This is a genomic window from Cryobacterium sp. MLB-32, assembly GCF_000738085.1.
In the GTDB taxonomy this organism is placed as follows: Bacteria; Actinomycetota; Actinomycetes; order Actinomycetales; family Microbacteriaceae; genus Cryobacterium.
The window spans coordinates 1-13552 of record NZ_JPRS01000129.1 but is presented as its reverse complement, the minus strand read 5'-3'; the positions used below and the strand labels follow the sequence as shown (position 1 = coordinate 13552).

Sequence of the window (13552 nt, the reverse complement as noted above, 5' to 3'; positions counted from 1 at the left end):
AGAATAAGCCTGAGGGTCGGTCGCCGGATGCACGAGACCACGTCGGGCGGTGATGGTGAGGCCGCGCAGTTCCGGCCCGGTGAGGTCGGGCAAGCGCTGGGCGGTATCCAGGAATCGGTCGATTTCATCGGGTTCGAGTACGTCGGCAGCGAGAGTGCGGAACTTCGCCACGTACTGGTCGCGGCCGAACGGCCTCGCCCCGAGCGGATGCGCATCCGCTACCGCGATCTCATCGGTGATGGTGCCGCCGTCGGTGAGCGTGATCACCACGCGTCCGCCGAAGGCCTTTTCGTTCACGTCCAGGGAGTGGTAGCGACGCGTCCATTCGGCATCTTCCACCGTCGTGACGCGGTTCCAGAGCGCCACGGTGTCTGGGCGATGCGCGCGCTCAGGGCTATAGGAGTCGACGTGGTGCCAGTGGCCGTCTTGCAGGGCCACCGCGAAAATATAGGGAATGGAGTGGTCGAGGGTTTCCCGGGTCGCATCCGGGTTGTACTTCTGCGGGTCGTGGGCCCCCGAGCCGATCACCACGTGCGTGTGATGCGAGGTATGCAGCACGACGGATGCCACGGTGTCGGTATTCGCAACCAGCTCGGGGTGCTCCCGGTGCAGGCGGCGGGCGAGGTCGATCCACGCCTGCGCCTGATACTCAGCCGAATGCTCCTTGGTATAGCTGTCGAGGATGGCCCGCTTGGCCTCACCGCGCTCCGGGAGTCCCACCGTGTACACGCGACCCCGACCGCCCAGAAGCCAGGCGATCACACCGTCTTCGCCCTCGTAGATGGGCGTGGGACTCGTCTGGCCACGCATGGCCCTGTCAATCGCCTCGATCGCCAGCTTGCCCGCGAAGGCGGGGGCGTAGGCCTTCCAACTGGAGATCTCTCCCTTACGGGACTGCCGCGTGGTCGTTGTGGTGTGCAGCGCCTGGCCGATGGCCTGAAAGATGGTCTGTTCGTCGAGGCCGAGCAGGGTGCCGATGCCCGCGGCGACCGACGGCCCCAGGTGGGCGACGTGGTCGATCTTGTGCTCGTGCAGGCTGATCGCCTTCACGAGGTCGATCTGAATCTCGTACCCCGTGGCGATGCCGCGCAGCAGGTCGACGCCGCCCAGCCCCCGGGAGGCAGCGAGGTGCTGGGCCACAGCCAGGATCGGCGGGATGTTGTCGCCCGGGTGTGAGTACTCCGCGGCGAGGAACGTGTCGTGAAAGTCAAGCTCCCGCACAGCCACGCCGTTCGCCCACGCCGCCCATTCCGGCGAGACGCGGATGGCCGCATTCGTTCCGAAGATGTTGGCTCCGTCGCCGCCGGTCGAGCGCGGGTGGCTGAGCGCCTGGGCCCGGGCTGCCACCACGGGATCGCGCACAATCGAGGCCGCGGCCACGGCGGCATTGTCGATGATGCGGTTGATCACCATCTCGGCGACCGCAGCAGTGACCGGTACCGGGTCGGTCGCGACCTGAGCGATCTTCCAGGCGAGCTGCCCCTCTCGGGCGAGATGCTCGTCACTTCGATGTACACGAACCTCGTGAAACTTCACACAAAGAATCTACTCGATTGAAGCTGAAAATGTTCATGGATTTTTCGTGCCGGAGAACCCCTCACAAGGCCTAAAATTCAGTATGGTTTCCCTCCCCCATTTGCTGGCTTTCGGGCTCGCATCCGTCGCGCTGATCGCCCTGCCTGGGCCCACCGTGCTGTTCGTGATCGGACGGTCACTTGCCCTCGGACGCCGCGGTGGAATTCTCAGCGTGGCCGGAAACTCCCTCGGCCTGATCCCGGTGATCCTCGCGGTCGCCCTGGGGCTCGGGGCGGTCGTGGCGCAGTCCGTGGTCGTGTTCACGATTATCAAGTTCGCGGGCGCCGCATACATCGTGTACCTCGGCATCCAGGCCATCCGGCACCGCCGTTCGGCGGCGGGAGCAACCGGAGGCAGTGTCACGCCCAAGTCGCGACGCCGCCTGCTGGCCGAGGGTTTCATCGTGGGCGTGAGCAACCCAAAGGCGATTGTGTTCTTCGTCGCCGTGCTCCCGCAATTCGTCGACTACGGGGCGGGATCGGTTGTTCTGCAGCTGCTGACGCTCGGCCTGGTGTTCGTCGTGCTGGCCTTCATCGGCGACAGCACCTGGGCGCTGGCCGCCGGAGCGGCGCGACACTGGTTCGCGAAGTCGCCGACGCGCATTGAGACCCTCTCGGCAACGGGCGGCGCCATGATGATCGGCCTCGGCGGCGTCCTGGCTGTGACCGGCTCCCAGAGCTAGGTCCTCGACCAGCGATTCCCCAGCCGGTCGATCACTCCGGCGAGCGCCGCGCCGGCCGCATACGCCACAAGGTCCCAGGCTCCGAAGGTCGTTCCGAGCACGAGGGCGATCGGCGCCCAACGCTCGGCGAGAAGGCTCGGCACACCGGAGAGCTGGAACAGCTCGATGAGCGCGCAGAGCGCGGCGGCGGTCACCGCGATGCGCGCCGGGGACGCCCGCGGCACGACGAACGCCACAAGGAGGTACACCAGAACCGCGTACAGGGCGTCGGCCACGAGTCCTGCCAGCACGCCGTCGGCCAGGAAGTGCACGCCGAGGCCGGTCGCGACCACGAGCCCTCCCGCGGCACAGAGCACCCAGCGGCGTCGCATCACTCGCTCATCCGCTTGTCCACGTTCCACACGTGAACCCTACCGGGCTACAGCGTGCGGGGTACGAGCCGGGGAAGAACCGTAGCGACTCCGCTCGAGGCAAGCTTCTCGACCACGAGCGCGGGAAGCACAGCAACCACGGCCGCCACTGCCGCCACGGGGCGCGGGGCAACCCGGCGCACGAAGTCGCCGAGACGGCGGTAGACCTCCTGAGACTCCGGATGCTTCGACTCCTGCTGCCAGGTGTGGCGGGTGTTCACTCGGTTGCGGGCGTAGATCAGAGTGTCGACACTGATCGCCTTGTTGCGCAGGGCAGCAATGAAGTTGAGGTTCGCACGATAGAAGTAGTCACGCTCGGACGTCGTGATGAACACCGGCGGAAAACCGCTGTCGAGCCATTCGATCGGCGACATGAAGCGAGCGGCGCTGCGCAGGTGCAGTCCGCGTCCATTCTCCGGTAACAGCATCCGCAGAAAATTGAGGCTCAGCACGAAGCCTCGCTCGAACATCACCGAGAAGTCCGCGATGCTGCAGTGCTGAACGAGGCCGAGCAGGTTCGTGCGGTCGACGTGCGGCTCGATGCCGTAATGCTTGGCCAGCTCAGGATGGAAGGCCGATGCGGTCAGCAGGGCCGCAATGTGCCCGCCGGCCGAGTCGCCACCGAGCACGATACGGGAGGGGTCGCCCCCGAAATCCGCAATGGTGCTCACGACCCAATCGAGCACGTGATTTCCATCCTGCATCATGTGGGACAGCTGCGCTCCCGGAGCCATCCGGTAGTTGGCGTTGACCACCACCATGCCCTCCAGGGCCTGGCTCGCACAGTACCTGGTAAGTGGGGCCTTATCGCCCGAGGTCCAGCCACCGCCGTGAAAATAGATGTACACGGGAAGGGACCCCTGAGCGTCGTGAGGCACCATCACGTCAAGGCGATGGCCACGCTTGCCGTCACCCGCGTAGTCGATATCGAGGTGGTACTCCACCGCATCGATCGACGTCGCCCGAGTGCGGCTGGCCGCGTTTTCGGGCAGGCGGAGCATCAAAGCCCGCCACGCCCAGACCGGAACCCGGGAGAGGCCGGTTTCCTTGGCGGAATTGCGGGTATTTCTCACCGACTGAGATTAACTCCGCAGCGTGTGGGCGCGCTGGGAGGGACCCCCCTATACCCTGTGAATACCCCCATTTGGGGGACACATGGCACCGGGCATGCTGCGCCGAGTGCCGAACGGCCGTTACCGGGCGGCGGCTCCGCCGGCGACTCCGGTGGCCTCAAGAACCGCACGGGCCAGAGTGTGGAAGTGCAGGTTGAAGCCCAGCACGGCCGGTGTGGAGTGCGGGTCGAGTTCGAGTCGTTCCACATCAACCGCGTGCACGATGAACTGGTAGCGATGCGTACCGGTTCCGGGAGGCGGCCCGGCGCCGACGAACGCGCTCTGGCGCGTCTCGTTGGGCAGGGTGAGGGCGTCTGCCGGCAGTGCCGCGCTGCCGAGGGCGCCCGCGCCGGCGTCAAGGGACGTGACGGATGTCGGCAGGTTGCAGACCGCCCAATGCCAGAAGCCGGAGCCGGTGGGGGCATCCGGGTCATACATCGTCACCGCGAAGCTCTTCGTGCCGGAGGGGAACCCCGACCAGGAGAGCTCGGGCGAGCGGTCTTCTCCGCCGGACTCCGCGCCGTATTGCGGGGCGAAGAGCGGCTGGCCATCGGTCATATCGCTGCTCGTGAGAGTGAACTGCGGCACGGCGCCGAATCGGGCGAGGGGGTCCTGAGTCATGGGCTTCCAATCGTTGATCAGAGCCTAGGCCCCCCGCGCGTAAAATAGCTGGGTGGCCATTCCGAAGATCCTTCTCTACTACGTCTTCACGCCCCTTGCCGACCCGGACGCGGTCCGCCTCTGGCAGCGCGACCTGTGCGAGTCCCTCGGCCTGCGCGGCCGCATCATCATCTCCGCCGACGGCCTGAACGGCACGCTCGGCGGAGACCTGAAGGCGCTGAAACGCTACATTCGCAAGACCCACGACTACCCGGCCTTCCGGCACATCGACTTCAAATGGAGCGAGGGCACCGCCCTGGATCCCGCTGGTCTCAGCCTCGACTTCCCGAAGCTCGTGGTGAAGGTGCGCGACGAAATCGTGAGCTTCGGCGCGCCCGGTGAGCTGACCGTGGATGCCGACGGCGTCGTCGGCGGGGGAACCCGGCTCGATCCCGCGGCGCTTCATGAACTCGTGGCCGAGCGCGGGGACGAGGTGGTGTTCTTCGACGGCCGCAATGCCTTCGAAGCGGAGATCGGTCGGTTCCGCAATGCCGTCGTGCCCGACGTGTCCAACACCCGGGAATTTGTGGCGGAACTCGACAGCGGAAAATACGACCACCTCAAGGACAAGCCGGTTGTCACCTACTGCACCGGAGGCATCCGCTGCGAAGTGCTGAGCGGCCTGATGGCGTCGCGCGGCTTCGGTGAGGTCTACCAGCTTGAGGGCGGCATCGCCCGGTACGGCGAGGCGTACGGTGACGACGGGCTCTGGGACGGCTCCCTGTACGTGTTCGACCAGCGGATGTCCATCAATTTCAGCGACCACACCGCCGTGCTCGGGCAGTGCCTCGTCTGCGGCGAGCCCACCCGCCACATGCTCAACTGCCGGGAGGAATCGTGCCGTGAGCAGCTCGTCGTATGCGAGCCCTGCGTGGCCCTCGCCGCGCCCGCATGCGCGCTGCACGCCTGACCGCCCGTCACTCGCCCAAAACCCGCCCCGCGGGTGCCCGAGCCGCTGTCGGCAGCAGAACGGATGCGCCGGCGGCGGCGAGCGTGCGTGGGCTGTGATTGGATGCTGGGGTGACCTACAACGCACCGGCTGTCCGCTCCCACTTTCCCGCACTCGCCACCGGCCTGGCCCATTTCGACGGCCCGGGCGGTACGCAGACCCCCCGTCAGGTCGGCGCGGCCATTGCCCTCACCCTGACCCGGCCACTGTCCAACCGCGGCACGCGCAGCCTTCCCGAGCGCAATGCGGATGACGCCGTCACCGGTTTTCGGAACGCGTGCGGCGACCTGCTGAACACCGACCCGCAGGGAATCGTGTACGGGCGAAGCGCCACCGCTCTCACCTACGATTTCTCCCACCACCTCTCCCACGGCTGGGGGCCTGGTGACGAGATCGTGGTCACGAGGCTCGACCACGACTCCAACATCCGTCCCTGGGTGCAGGCCGCGGAGCGCACCGGCGCCACCGTGCGCTGGGTGGACTTCGATCCAGAGACCGGTGAGCTGTCGGCCGAGGCCGTTGCCGCCCAGGTCAACGACAACACCCAGCTCGTGGCCGTCACCGCGGCGAGCAACCTGATCGGAACCCGCCCGCCGATCGCCGAGATCGCCACCGTCACCCACGGCGTCGGCGCGCTGCTCTGGGTGGACGGCGTGCACTACGTGCCGCATGCGAGCGTTGATCTGCAGGCACTGGGCGCGGACTTCTTCGTGTGCTCTCCCTACAAGTTCCTCGGCCCGCACTGCGGGGTGCTGGCGGCCTCCCCCGAGCTGCTCGACACGATCCACCCCGACAAACTGCTGCCCTCAACAGACGCAGTACCCGAGCGTTTCGAATTCGGCACCCTCCCCTACGAGATGCTGGCCGGTGTCACGGCCGCGATCGATTTTCTCGCCGCACTCGTACCGGCCGACCCCGCCGCCACGCCGCCCACCCGACGTGAATCGCTCGTACGGTCCTCGCTCGCCCTCGAACAGCACGAGAAGCAGCTGCTCACCCTGCTGGAATCCCGCCTGGCCGAGCTGCCGGACGTGACCGTGTGGTCGCGAGCCGCCGAACGCACGCCCACGCTGCTGCTCACCTTCGCGGGCAGAAGCGCGGCTGCGGCATCGCAGCTGCTGTTCGACCGCAAGATTCTGGCCCCCTCGGGATCGTTCTACGCGATCGAGGCCAGCCGCCACCTCGGGCTCGGCGACGAGGGCGGTCTGCGCATTGGGCTGGCCCCGTACAACACCGCCGGTGACGTGGAACGTCTGCTCGTCGCACTTGAGGAATTCGTTCGTTCATAAAAGGCTGATCGGCCCTCAAAAGGGTCACAAATTGGCCGGATGGCAATATGCTGGTGTCACCGATTGAAGGGACGCGGATGCCATCCGGCCAAGTCATCGAATTCAGCAGCATCACGAAGGTGTTCGGCACCACCACCGCCGTCAACGACCTGTCCTTCACCGTCACGCCGGGCCGGGTCACCGGGTTCCTCGGCCCCAACGGGGCCGGCAAGACGACGAGCCTCCGCATGCTGCTCGGCCTCGTCACGCCCACGAGGGGCACCGCGACCTTCGGTGGGCTGCCGTATCGTGACCTGCCAGATCCGCTGCGCACCGTGGGTGCCGCCCTCGAAGCGGCGAGCTTCCACCCCGGCCGCACGGCTCGCAGCCACCTCGACGTGTACGCCATCGCGGCCGGCCTCCCCCGCACCCGAGTGATGGAGGTGCTCACACTCGTGGGGCTCGGCGAGCACGCCACCCAGCGGGTGGGCGGGTACTCGCTCGGCATGCGCCAACGACTCGGTCTGGCCTACGCGCTGCTCGGCGATCCGGGGGCGCTCGTGCTCGATGAGCCCATCAATGGTCTCGACCCCGAGGGCATCAAGTGGATCCGCGGCTTCCTGCGCCAGATGGCCGGCGAGGGCCGCACGGTGCTCGTGAGCTCACATCTGCTCTCCGAGGTGCAGCAGAGCGTCGATGATGTGGTGATCATCGCCCGCGGTGAGCTCGTGCACCTCGGCCCGCTCTCGAGCCTCGACACGGATGTCGCCCCGCAGGTGGTTGTGGACTCCCCCGACCGTGAGGCGCTCGCATCCGCCCTCACCGCCGCCGGCATCACCTTCGTGGCCGGGCGCACCGGCCTGCTCGCCGCGGCAGCCGACCCTGGTCAGGTCGGGCACGTGGCCTTCGCGGCCGGCGTGGAACTGAGCGTGCTGCATCGGCAGAAGGCCGGCCTGGAAGAGTCGTTCCTGACGCTCGTGGGCGGGGGGCGGTCCCTGTGAGTGTTCTCTTCCGCAGCATCGCCGCCGAATTCGTCAAGATCCTGACCACCCGCATGTGGTGGATCCTGCTGCTCGTCATGTTCGCCTATGTCGCCCTGCTCGCGAGCGGCCTCGCCGCCCTCTTCGGCGGCATCTCCACCGGCGCCATCCCGGCCACTATGGCCAACACCGGCAGCGGCGGAACACCCGCGCCCGGCGACCTCCAGCCGCTCATCTACAGCTTCGGCGCCACCCTCGGCTATGTGTTCCCGATTCTCATCGGAGCACTCGCCACCACGGGCGAGGTACGGCACCAGACCCTCACCCCCACCTTCCTCGCCAATCCTCGTCGGGGCAGCGTTCTCGGTGCCAAGTCGATCGCCCTGTTCGTGATGGGTGCGCTCTTCGGCGTCGTCGCGGTGCTGGCATCCGTCGGAACCGGCGCCCTCACGATGGCAGCCTTCGATATCGACCCGCTGCTCGGTGAGAGCGATACGTGGGCGCTCGTGGGCCGGCTCGTGCTCGCTATGGCTCTGTGGGCGATCGTCGGTGTCGGGCTCGGCGTGCTCGTGCCCAGCCAGGTCGCGGCGATCGTCATCGTGCTCGCATTCACCCAGTTCATCGAGCCGCTGCTGCGCCTCGCGGCCATGTTCATCGACGTGACGGCGAACATCGGCAGGTACCTGCCGGGCGCGGCCTCGGACGCCCTCGTCGGTTCGAGTTTCTATTCGCTGATGGGCCCGGTGGGATCAGGCGCTTCCATGCTCGAGTGGTGGCAGGGCGGTCTCGTGCTGCTCGGCTACGCGGTGGTCTTCACCGTGGGAGGGTACTTCGTGAGCTGGAAAAAGGACGTCACGTAGTCCGCATCGCGTCACCACGAGCGTCTCAGCCCGAGAGACGTCTGCCGGGCGCCGGTGTCTCGATATGCTGACCCCATGGCCACCATCGCTGCTTTCTTCGTCATGCTCGCCGCATTGCTGCACGGGTTCATCTTCTTCATGGAGAGCTTCTGGTGGTCCCGTCCGCAGATCTGGAAGCGCTTCGGCGTAGCGGACCAGAAGACGGCCGACGCGATCAAGCCGATGGCCTTCAACCAGGGCTTCTACAATCTGTTCCTCGGCGTCGGCGCCGTCTTCGGCGTCGGCCTGCTGTTCGGCGGGCTGCAGATACCGGGCGTGACGCTCATCCTGTTCACGACGGCCTGCATGGTGTTGGCCGCGATCGTGTTGCGCGCGACCGGCCCCCAGCACACACGCGCGGCGCTGATTCAGGGCACACTCCCACTGGTCGGCTTCGTTCTCTTCATCGTCGCGCTGGTCTCCGCCTAGCAGCCCGCACTCCGCGAGCACCGCCACCCCCGCTGGTCGAGGAACGCCGTCTGCGGCGTGTCTCGAGACCGCGCAAGCCGATCCTCAGGCCCGGCTCGCGCCGCGAGCACCGCCACCCCCGCTGGTCGAGGAACGCCGTCTGCGGCGTGTCTCGAGACCGCGCAAGGTGATCCTCAGGCCCGGCTCGCGCCGCGAGCACCGCCACCAGCGCTTGGATCGAGCCCGTCGAGATTATGGTCAGACGGCGGGGAGCTTGAGCGATGCGATCAGGTCGGGTGCGTGCTGGCTCGTGAGGATGAGGCGGGAGAATTCCTCGTCCACGAGGTCGATCACGACGGCCTGACGCTGGCGCTTGATCGCGACAAAGTCTTTGCCACCATGGAACTTCCAGGTACCGGCCGCGAGCACGAGCGGTATGAAGGTGCCGGGCGAGCGGATACCGCGCAGCCAGATCCACGGATCCTCCGCGATGATCACGGAGCGAATGTTCTCGCGCTGCACGACGATGGAGTCCCGCCGCACCGCAAACGTTCTTTCGGCGCGGGTCAGATGGATCTCAAGCCGATCGGGGTGAACACTCAATGAAGCCATAGGTCTAGTGTGCCCTCTCAGACGAGCATCCGTTGCTCGAGAATGGTCCGAACCGCGTAATTGCGTGAGGAACGTTATGCGGGCGCCGCTCTCGCGCCGCGGTGCCGCAGCGGGGGCGCGCATGCGGCGCGCGTGTCAGGCGGTCGCGGCTGCGGCTGCCTTGGCCGCGGCCGGAAGCACCTCGAAGATGCGCCCGAGGGCGGTCTCGTCGTGGGCGTTCGACACGAACCAGGCCTCGAACACCGAGGGCGGCAGGGAGACGCCGCCGTCGAGCATGGCGTGGAAGAACGGTCCGTAGCGGAACGTTTCCTGCCGCTGTACCTCGGCGTAGGTGCGCGGCGGGGTGGCCTGCGCCTCCTCGCCGAACACGAAGCTGAAGAGATTGCCGGCACGCTGCACGCTGTGGGCGACGCCCTCTGCCGCCAGAGAGGCCGAAACGGCCTCCGACAACAGGAGCGACGTCGCGTCGACATGTTCGTATACGGCGGAGTCGAGGGCCTTGAGGGTGGCCAGGCCGGCCGCCACAGCGACCGGATTACCCGAGAGCGTTCCGGCCTGGTACACCGGCCCGAGCGGAGCGAGGTAATCCATCACGTCGGCGCGGCCACCGAGGGCTGCCACGGGCAGGCCGCCGCCGATGATCTTGCCGAAGGCGAGCAGGTCGGGCTTGTACAGAGCATCCGTGGGGTTCTCGAGTCCCCAATAGCCGGCCGGTCCCACCCGGAAGCCGGTGAGGACCTCGTCCATGATGAGGAGGGCACCTTCGTCGTGCACGAGTGCGGCGAGGGCGGCGTTGAAGCCGCGGTCAGGCGCGACGACGCCCATGTTGGCGGCGGCGGCCTCGGTGATCACCGCGGCGATGCGCCCGGGATGCGCCTCGAAGGCCGCACGCACGGCATCGATGTCGTTGTACGGCAGCACGAGCGTCTGCGCGGCGGTGGCGGCGGTCACGCCTGCCGAGCCGGGCAGGGCCAGAGTGGCGAGGCCCGATCCGGCCTCTGCCAGCAGCCCGTCGGAGTGGCCGTGGTAGTGCCCGGCGAACTTGATCAGCAGATCACGATTGGTGAACCCGCGGGCGAGGCGGATGGCCGTCATGGTGGCCTCGGTGCCGGTGGAGACCAGGCGAAGCTTCTCTACGGCGCCGACACGTTCCTTCACGAGTTCGGCGAGTTCGGTCTCGGCCGGAGTGGACGCGCCGAACGACAGCCCGAGGGCCGCCGCGTCCTGCACTGCCTTCACAACGCCGGGGTGGGCATGCCCGAGAATCGCGGGGCCCCAGGAGCTCACGAGGTCGACATAGTCGCGGCCGTCGGCATCCGTTACGTAGGCGCCCTGCGCCTTCACGAGAAACAGCGGGGTGCCGCCCACGGAGCGGAACGCCCGCACAGGCGAGTTCACGCCGCCGGGGATGGCCTGCTGGGCACGGGCAAAAAGTTCGTCGTTGTGCGTCATGCGCGTTCCTCATTCAGCCAGGTAGCGAGCTCTACGGCCCAGTAGGTGAGCACGGCGTCTGCGCCGGCCCGACGGATGCTGAGCACGGACTCTTCGACGGCGCGGCGGCGGTCGATCCAGCCCTGTGCTGCAGCGGCCTCGATCATGGAATATTCGCCGGAGACCTGATAGGCCCACACGGGAACCGGGCTCATTCCGGCTACCTCGGCGAGCACATCGAGGTAGCTGCCGGCAGGCTTGACCATCACGATGTCGGCGCCCTCGTCGATGTCGATCTGCGCCTCGCGCACGCCCTCGCGTCGATTGGCGGGGTCGAGCTGGTAGGTGCGACGGTTGCCGGTGAGGGTCGAGGCCACGGCCTCGCGGAAGGGACCGTAGTAAGCGGATGCGTACTTCGCCGAGTAGGCGAGCACGGCGGTGTCTTCGAAACCGGCAGCGTCCAGGGTCTCCCGCACGGCAGCGACCTGACCGTCCATCATGCCGCTGAGGCCAAGGAGTGCGGAACCGGCGTTGGCCTGGGCGAGGGCCATGTCCTGGTAGCGCAGCAGGGTGGCGTCGTTGTCGACGCGGCCGTCGGCGGCAAGCACGCCGCAGTGGCCGTGGTCGGTGAATTCGTCGAGGCAGAGGTCGGTCTGCACCACGAGGGCGTCGCCGATTTCGTCGACGAGGGCGCGCGTGGCCAGGTTGAGAATCCCCTGGGGATCGGTCGCCCCGGTTCCGGTCGCGTCTCGAACCTCGGGTACGCCGAAGAGCATCACGCCGCCGATTCCTGCTTCCGCAGCCGCCACGACAGCACGGCGCGCGCTGTCGATGCTGTGCTGCACCACACCGGGCATCGACTGGATCGGCATGGTCGCGTCGCCCTCCCGCACGAACATGGGAAGAACGAGTTCGGCGGGGTGGACACGGATTTCGCTCGCCAGGCGACGGAGCGCGGGAGTGGTGCGCAGGCGTCGCGGGCGGATAACGGGGTTACTCACGCCCTAACCCTACGCCGCCACCCTGCACGCCTCCTGCGCCCGCGAACGCCGCGGGGTCGAGCCAGTCGATGTCTCCCACTGCTTAGCTCGTGGCCGCCGAGCCGCCGAGCGACGATCGAACGTTTCCGGCTTGGCGGCAATCCCAGCCGCGGGAGGCGCACACCACCTTGTCGCAATCACTTGACACAAACGTCAATCCGCTTGTAGCGTCAAGTTGACACAAGGAGGAAATGTGGAGAACATTGGGCTTGCAGAGATGTCATTGGGACTGGTGGGAATCCTGTTCGTGCTCACGGCAGTGTTCGCCGGAGTAACAATCTCGGGACAGCGCGGACAACCGCAGCCACTTGTGCGTGCGCGGCGGGTGAGCGCGCTGCGGTCCGCGATTGCGGTCTCCACCGCGCTCGTGGTCTTCGCCGTCGCAATCCTGATCCACATTGACAATCCGCTTCTTGAGCTGATCCCGTTCTTCCTCGGGCCGCTCGCGGCCGCCGCGGCAGGCCTCTTAGCATTCACGCTCATGCCCACGCCGACGATCGATGGTGCTCTTCGACGGCGCACCAGCAGCGTGCGGCCGCGCACCCTGAGCGACTATTCGTCGTCAGGCCAACGGGCGAGGTTCGGTGTCGTCGTCGGCATGACCGCCCTTGTGGCCGTGGGCGGAGGGCTGCTCTCTAAATCCGCACCGGATGGTCGCTCGCTGTGCACCGCTCTGTTTCCGGCCGACTGCACAGCGGGCGGGCCCTATCTGTTTCCCGGGTGGATGTTTGCGCTCCCCGTGCTGGCGTTCACTGCCGTCCTGGTTCTCGCCTCCGTTCTGGCGCTGCGCCGCGTCGTTGACGCCCCGGCCACTGCATGGGCGGAACTGAGCGCCGCTGACACGGCGCTACGGCGAGGCGGAGTCCGCCTTGTTTTTCGAGTCGCCAGCGCACCACTGGCTCTCACGGTCGGTCTTCTCCTGGGAACTGCATCCCTTCCGTTCATCAACGCGCCCGTTCTCAAGACCGGCCTCGACGCGAACGCTGCCGCGACGCTACACGTGCTCGGCGTGGTGCTGCTGGGGGTGGCAACGGCGGCGTTGATCTACGGCCTCGTTCTTGCGCTGCTCGCCGTCATCGGCGCGATCAAACTGCCTCGTACAGCCGCTCCGCAATCGGAACTCGTGTCATGATCACTGTCGACGCCGATGATCCGACCCCGCCTTTCGAACAGATCCGAGCCGCACTGGCGGCGGAAATAACCTCGGGCAGACTCGCGGGTGGTCACAGATTGCCCACCGTGCGCCAAATCGCCGGCGACCTGCACGTGGCAGTGGGAACAGCGGCGCGCGCGTACCGCGAGCTTGAGGAGGCGGGTCTCGTCGAGACTCGACGTTCCCAAGGAACCGTCGTTCGCCATGACCAGACCGCAGCGTTCGACCTCGATCGAACAACTGCCGAACTTGTCAGCATGATTCCCCGCGACCACGTCGAGCTCGCAGACGTTCTGAACGCAATTGAAGCAGCCTGGAACCGAAAAGTGTGACAGCAGCGACCCTTCATCACACCGTGTCGGGCACGCCACAT

General features: G+C 67.0%; 14 protein-coding genes and 1 pseudogene. 8 read left to right on the top strand and 7 right to left on the bottom strand.

Annotated elements, in window-relative coordinates; all coding sequences use genetic code 11:
• Positions 1–9 precede the first annotated feature (9 nt).
• Positions 10–1536 (bottom strand): annotated as a pseudogene (locus JF66_RS12765) (MmgE/PrpD family protein); the annotation flags it as partial.
• An 82-nt stretch (positions 1537–1618) separates the two neighbouring features.
• On the opposite strand from JF66_RS12765, the gene JF66_RS12760 reads away from it, so the two are divergent.
• Positions 1619–2257, top strand: a complete 639-nt coding sequence (locus JF66_RS12760) for a LysE family translocator (RefSeq protein WP_035878667.1) — start codon at positions 1619–1621, stop codon at positions 2255–2257.
• On the opposite strand, the gene JF66_RS12755 is transcribed toward JF66_RS12760, so the two are convergent.
• The 3 genes from JF66_RS12755 to JF66_RS12745 form a co-directional block, all read right to left on the bottom strand.
• Positions 2254–2658, bottom strand: coding sequence for a DUF2809 domain-containing protein (locus tag JF66_RS12755; protein WP_197059408.1), 405 nt, complete (start codon positions 2656–2658; stop codon positions 2254–2256). The two genes, JF66_RS12760 and JF66_RS12755, sit on opposite strands and share 4 nt — an antisense overlap.
• Before the next feature lie 17 nt (positions 2659–2675).
• Positions 2676–3740, bottom strand: coding sequence for an alpha/beta hydrolase (locus tag JF66_RS12750; RefSeq protein ID WP_231556416.1), 1065 nt, complete (start codon positions 3738–3740; stop codon positions 2676–2678).
• A gap of 120 nt (positions 3741–3860) precedes the next feature.
• Positions 3861–4400 carry a YbhB/YbcL family Raf kinase inhibitor-like protein gene (locus JF66_RS12745; RefSeq protein ID WP_035878662.1) on the bottom strand — a complete coding sequence of 180 codons (540 nt, stop codon included), beginning with the start codon at positions 4398–4400 and terminating at the stop codon, positions 3861–3863.
• A 52-nt stretch (positions 4401–4452) separates the two neighbouring features.
• Here JF66_RS12745 and JF66_RS12740 point away from each other — a divergent pair, with 52 nt between their 5' ends.
• The 5 genes from JF66_RS12740 to JF66_RS12720 all read left to right on the top strand — a co-directional run bounded on the left by JF66_RS12740 (position 4453) and on the right by JF66_RS12720 (position 8964).
• Positions 4453–5349, top strand: coding sequence for a rhodanese-related sulfurtransferase (locus tag JF66_RS12740; RefSeq protein WP_035878659.1), 897 nt, complete (start codon positions 4453–4455; stop codon positions 5347–5349).
• A 110-nt stretch (positions 5350–5459) separates the two neighbouring features.
• Positions 5460–6677, top strand: coding sequence for a cysteine desulfurase-like protein (locus JF66_RS12735; RefSeq protein ID WP_035878656.1), 1218 nt, complete (start codon positions 5460–5462; stop codon positions 6675–6677).
• A 77-nt stretch (positions 6678–6754) separates the two neighbouring features.
• Positions 6755–7657: an ATP-binding cassette domain-containing protein gene (locus tag JF66_RS12730; RefSeq protein ID WP_035878696.1), complete on the top strand. Its 903-nt coding sequence runs from the start codon at positions 6755–6757 to the stop codon at positions 7655–7657.
• Positions 7654–8496, top strand: a complete 843-nt coding sequence (locus tag JF66_RS12725; RefSeq protein ID WP_231556415.1) for an ABC transporter permease — start codon at positions 7654–7656, stop codon at positions 8494–8496. The genes JF66_RS12730 and JF66_RS12725 overlap by 4 nt, the downstream gene beginning before the upstream one ends.
• 75 nt (positions 8497–8571) lie before the next feature.
• Positions 8572–8964: a DUF1304 domain-containing protein gene (locus JF66_RS12720; protein ID WP_035878653.1), complete on the top strand. Its 393-nt coding sequence runs from the start codon at positions 8572–8574 to the stop codon at positions 8962–8964.
• Between the two features lie 237 nt (positions 8965–9201).
• Here JF66_RS12720 and JF66_RS12715 read toward each other — a convergent pair whose 3' ends face one another.
• The 3 genes from JF66_RS12715 to hemB form a co-directional block, all read right to left on the bottom strand.
• Complete coding sequence (locus JF66_RS12715) at positions 9202–9555, bottom strand: hypothetical protein (RefSeq protein WP_035878650.1); 354 nt, start codon at positions 9553–9555, stop codon at positions 9202–9204.
• 135 nt (positions 9556–9690) lie between these two features.
• Complete coding sequence (hemL, locus tag JF66_RS12710) at positions 9691–11007, bottom strand: glutamate-1-semialdehyde 2,1-aminomutase (protein WP_035878645.1); 1317 nt, start codon at positions 11005–11007, stop codon at positions 9691–9693.
• Positions 11004–11987 (bottom strand): porphobilinogen synthase, encoded by a 984-nt coding sequence (hemB, locus tag JF66_RS12705; RefSeq protein WP_035878641.1) that lies wholly within the window; start codon positions 11985–11987, stop codon positions 11004–11006. Before hemB ends, hemL begins: the two co-directional genes overlap by 4 nt.
• Positions 11988–12219: 232 nt before the next feature.
• Here hemB and JF66_RS12700 point away from each other — a divergent pair, with 232 nt between their 5' ends.
• Positions 12220–13158, top strand: a complete 939-nt coding sequence (locus JF66_RS12700) for a hypothetical protein (protein ID WP_035878636.1) — start codon at positions 12220–12222, stop codon at positions 13156–13158.
• A complete protein-coding gene (locus JF66_RS12695) occupies positions 13155–13511 on the top strand; it encodes a GntR family transcriptional regulator (protein WP_035878633.1) in 357 nt (118 codons plus the stop codon). The genes JF66_RS12700 and JF66_RS12695 overlap by 4 nt, the downstream gene beginning before the upstream one ends.
• The last annotated feature ends 41 nt before the right edge of the window (positions 13512–13552 follow it).

What these genes read in the sequence shown, in the direction of transcription:
- JF66_RS12760 (WP_035878667.1), top strand. Translation starts at nt 1,619, where the DNA reads ATGGTTTCCCTCCCCCATTTGCTGGCTTTCGGGCTCGCATCCGTCGCG.
- JF66_RS12745 (WP_035878662.1), bottom strand. Translation starts at nt 4,400, where the DNA reads ATGACTCAGGACCCCCTCGCCCGATTCGGCGCCGTGCCGCAGTTCACT.
- JF66_RS12730 (WP_035878696.1), top strand. Translation starts at nt 6,755, where the DNA reads ATGCCATCCGGCCAAGTCATCGAATTCAGCAGCATCACGAAGGTGTTC.
- JF66_RS12720 (WP_035878653.1), top strand. Translation starts at nt 8,572, where the DNA reads ATGGCCACCATCGCTGCTTTCTTCGTCATGCTCGCCGCATTGCTGCAC.
- JF66_RS12715 (WP_035878650.1), bottom strand. Translation starts at nt 9,555, where the DNA reads ATGGCTTCATTGAGTGTTCACCCCGATCGGCTTGAGATCCATCTGACC.
- hemL (WP_035878645.1), bottom strand. Translation starts at nt 11,007, where the DNA reads ATGACGCACAACGACGAACTTTTTGCCCGTGCCCAGCAGGCCATCCCC.
- JF66_RS12695 (WP_035878633.1), top strand. Translation starts at nt 13,155, where the DNA reads ATGATCACTGTCGACGCCGATGATCCGACCCCGCCTTTCGAACAGATC.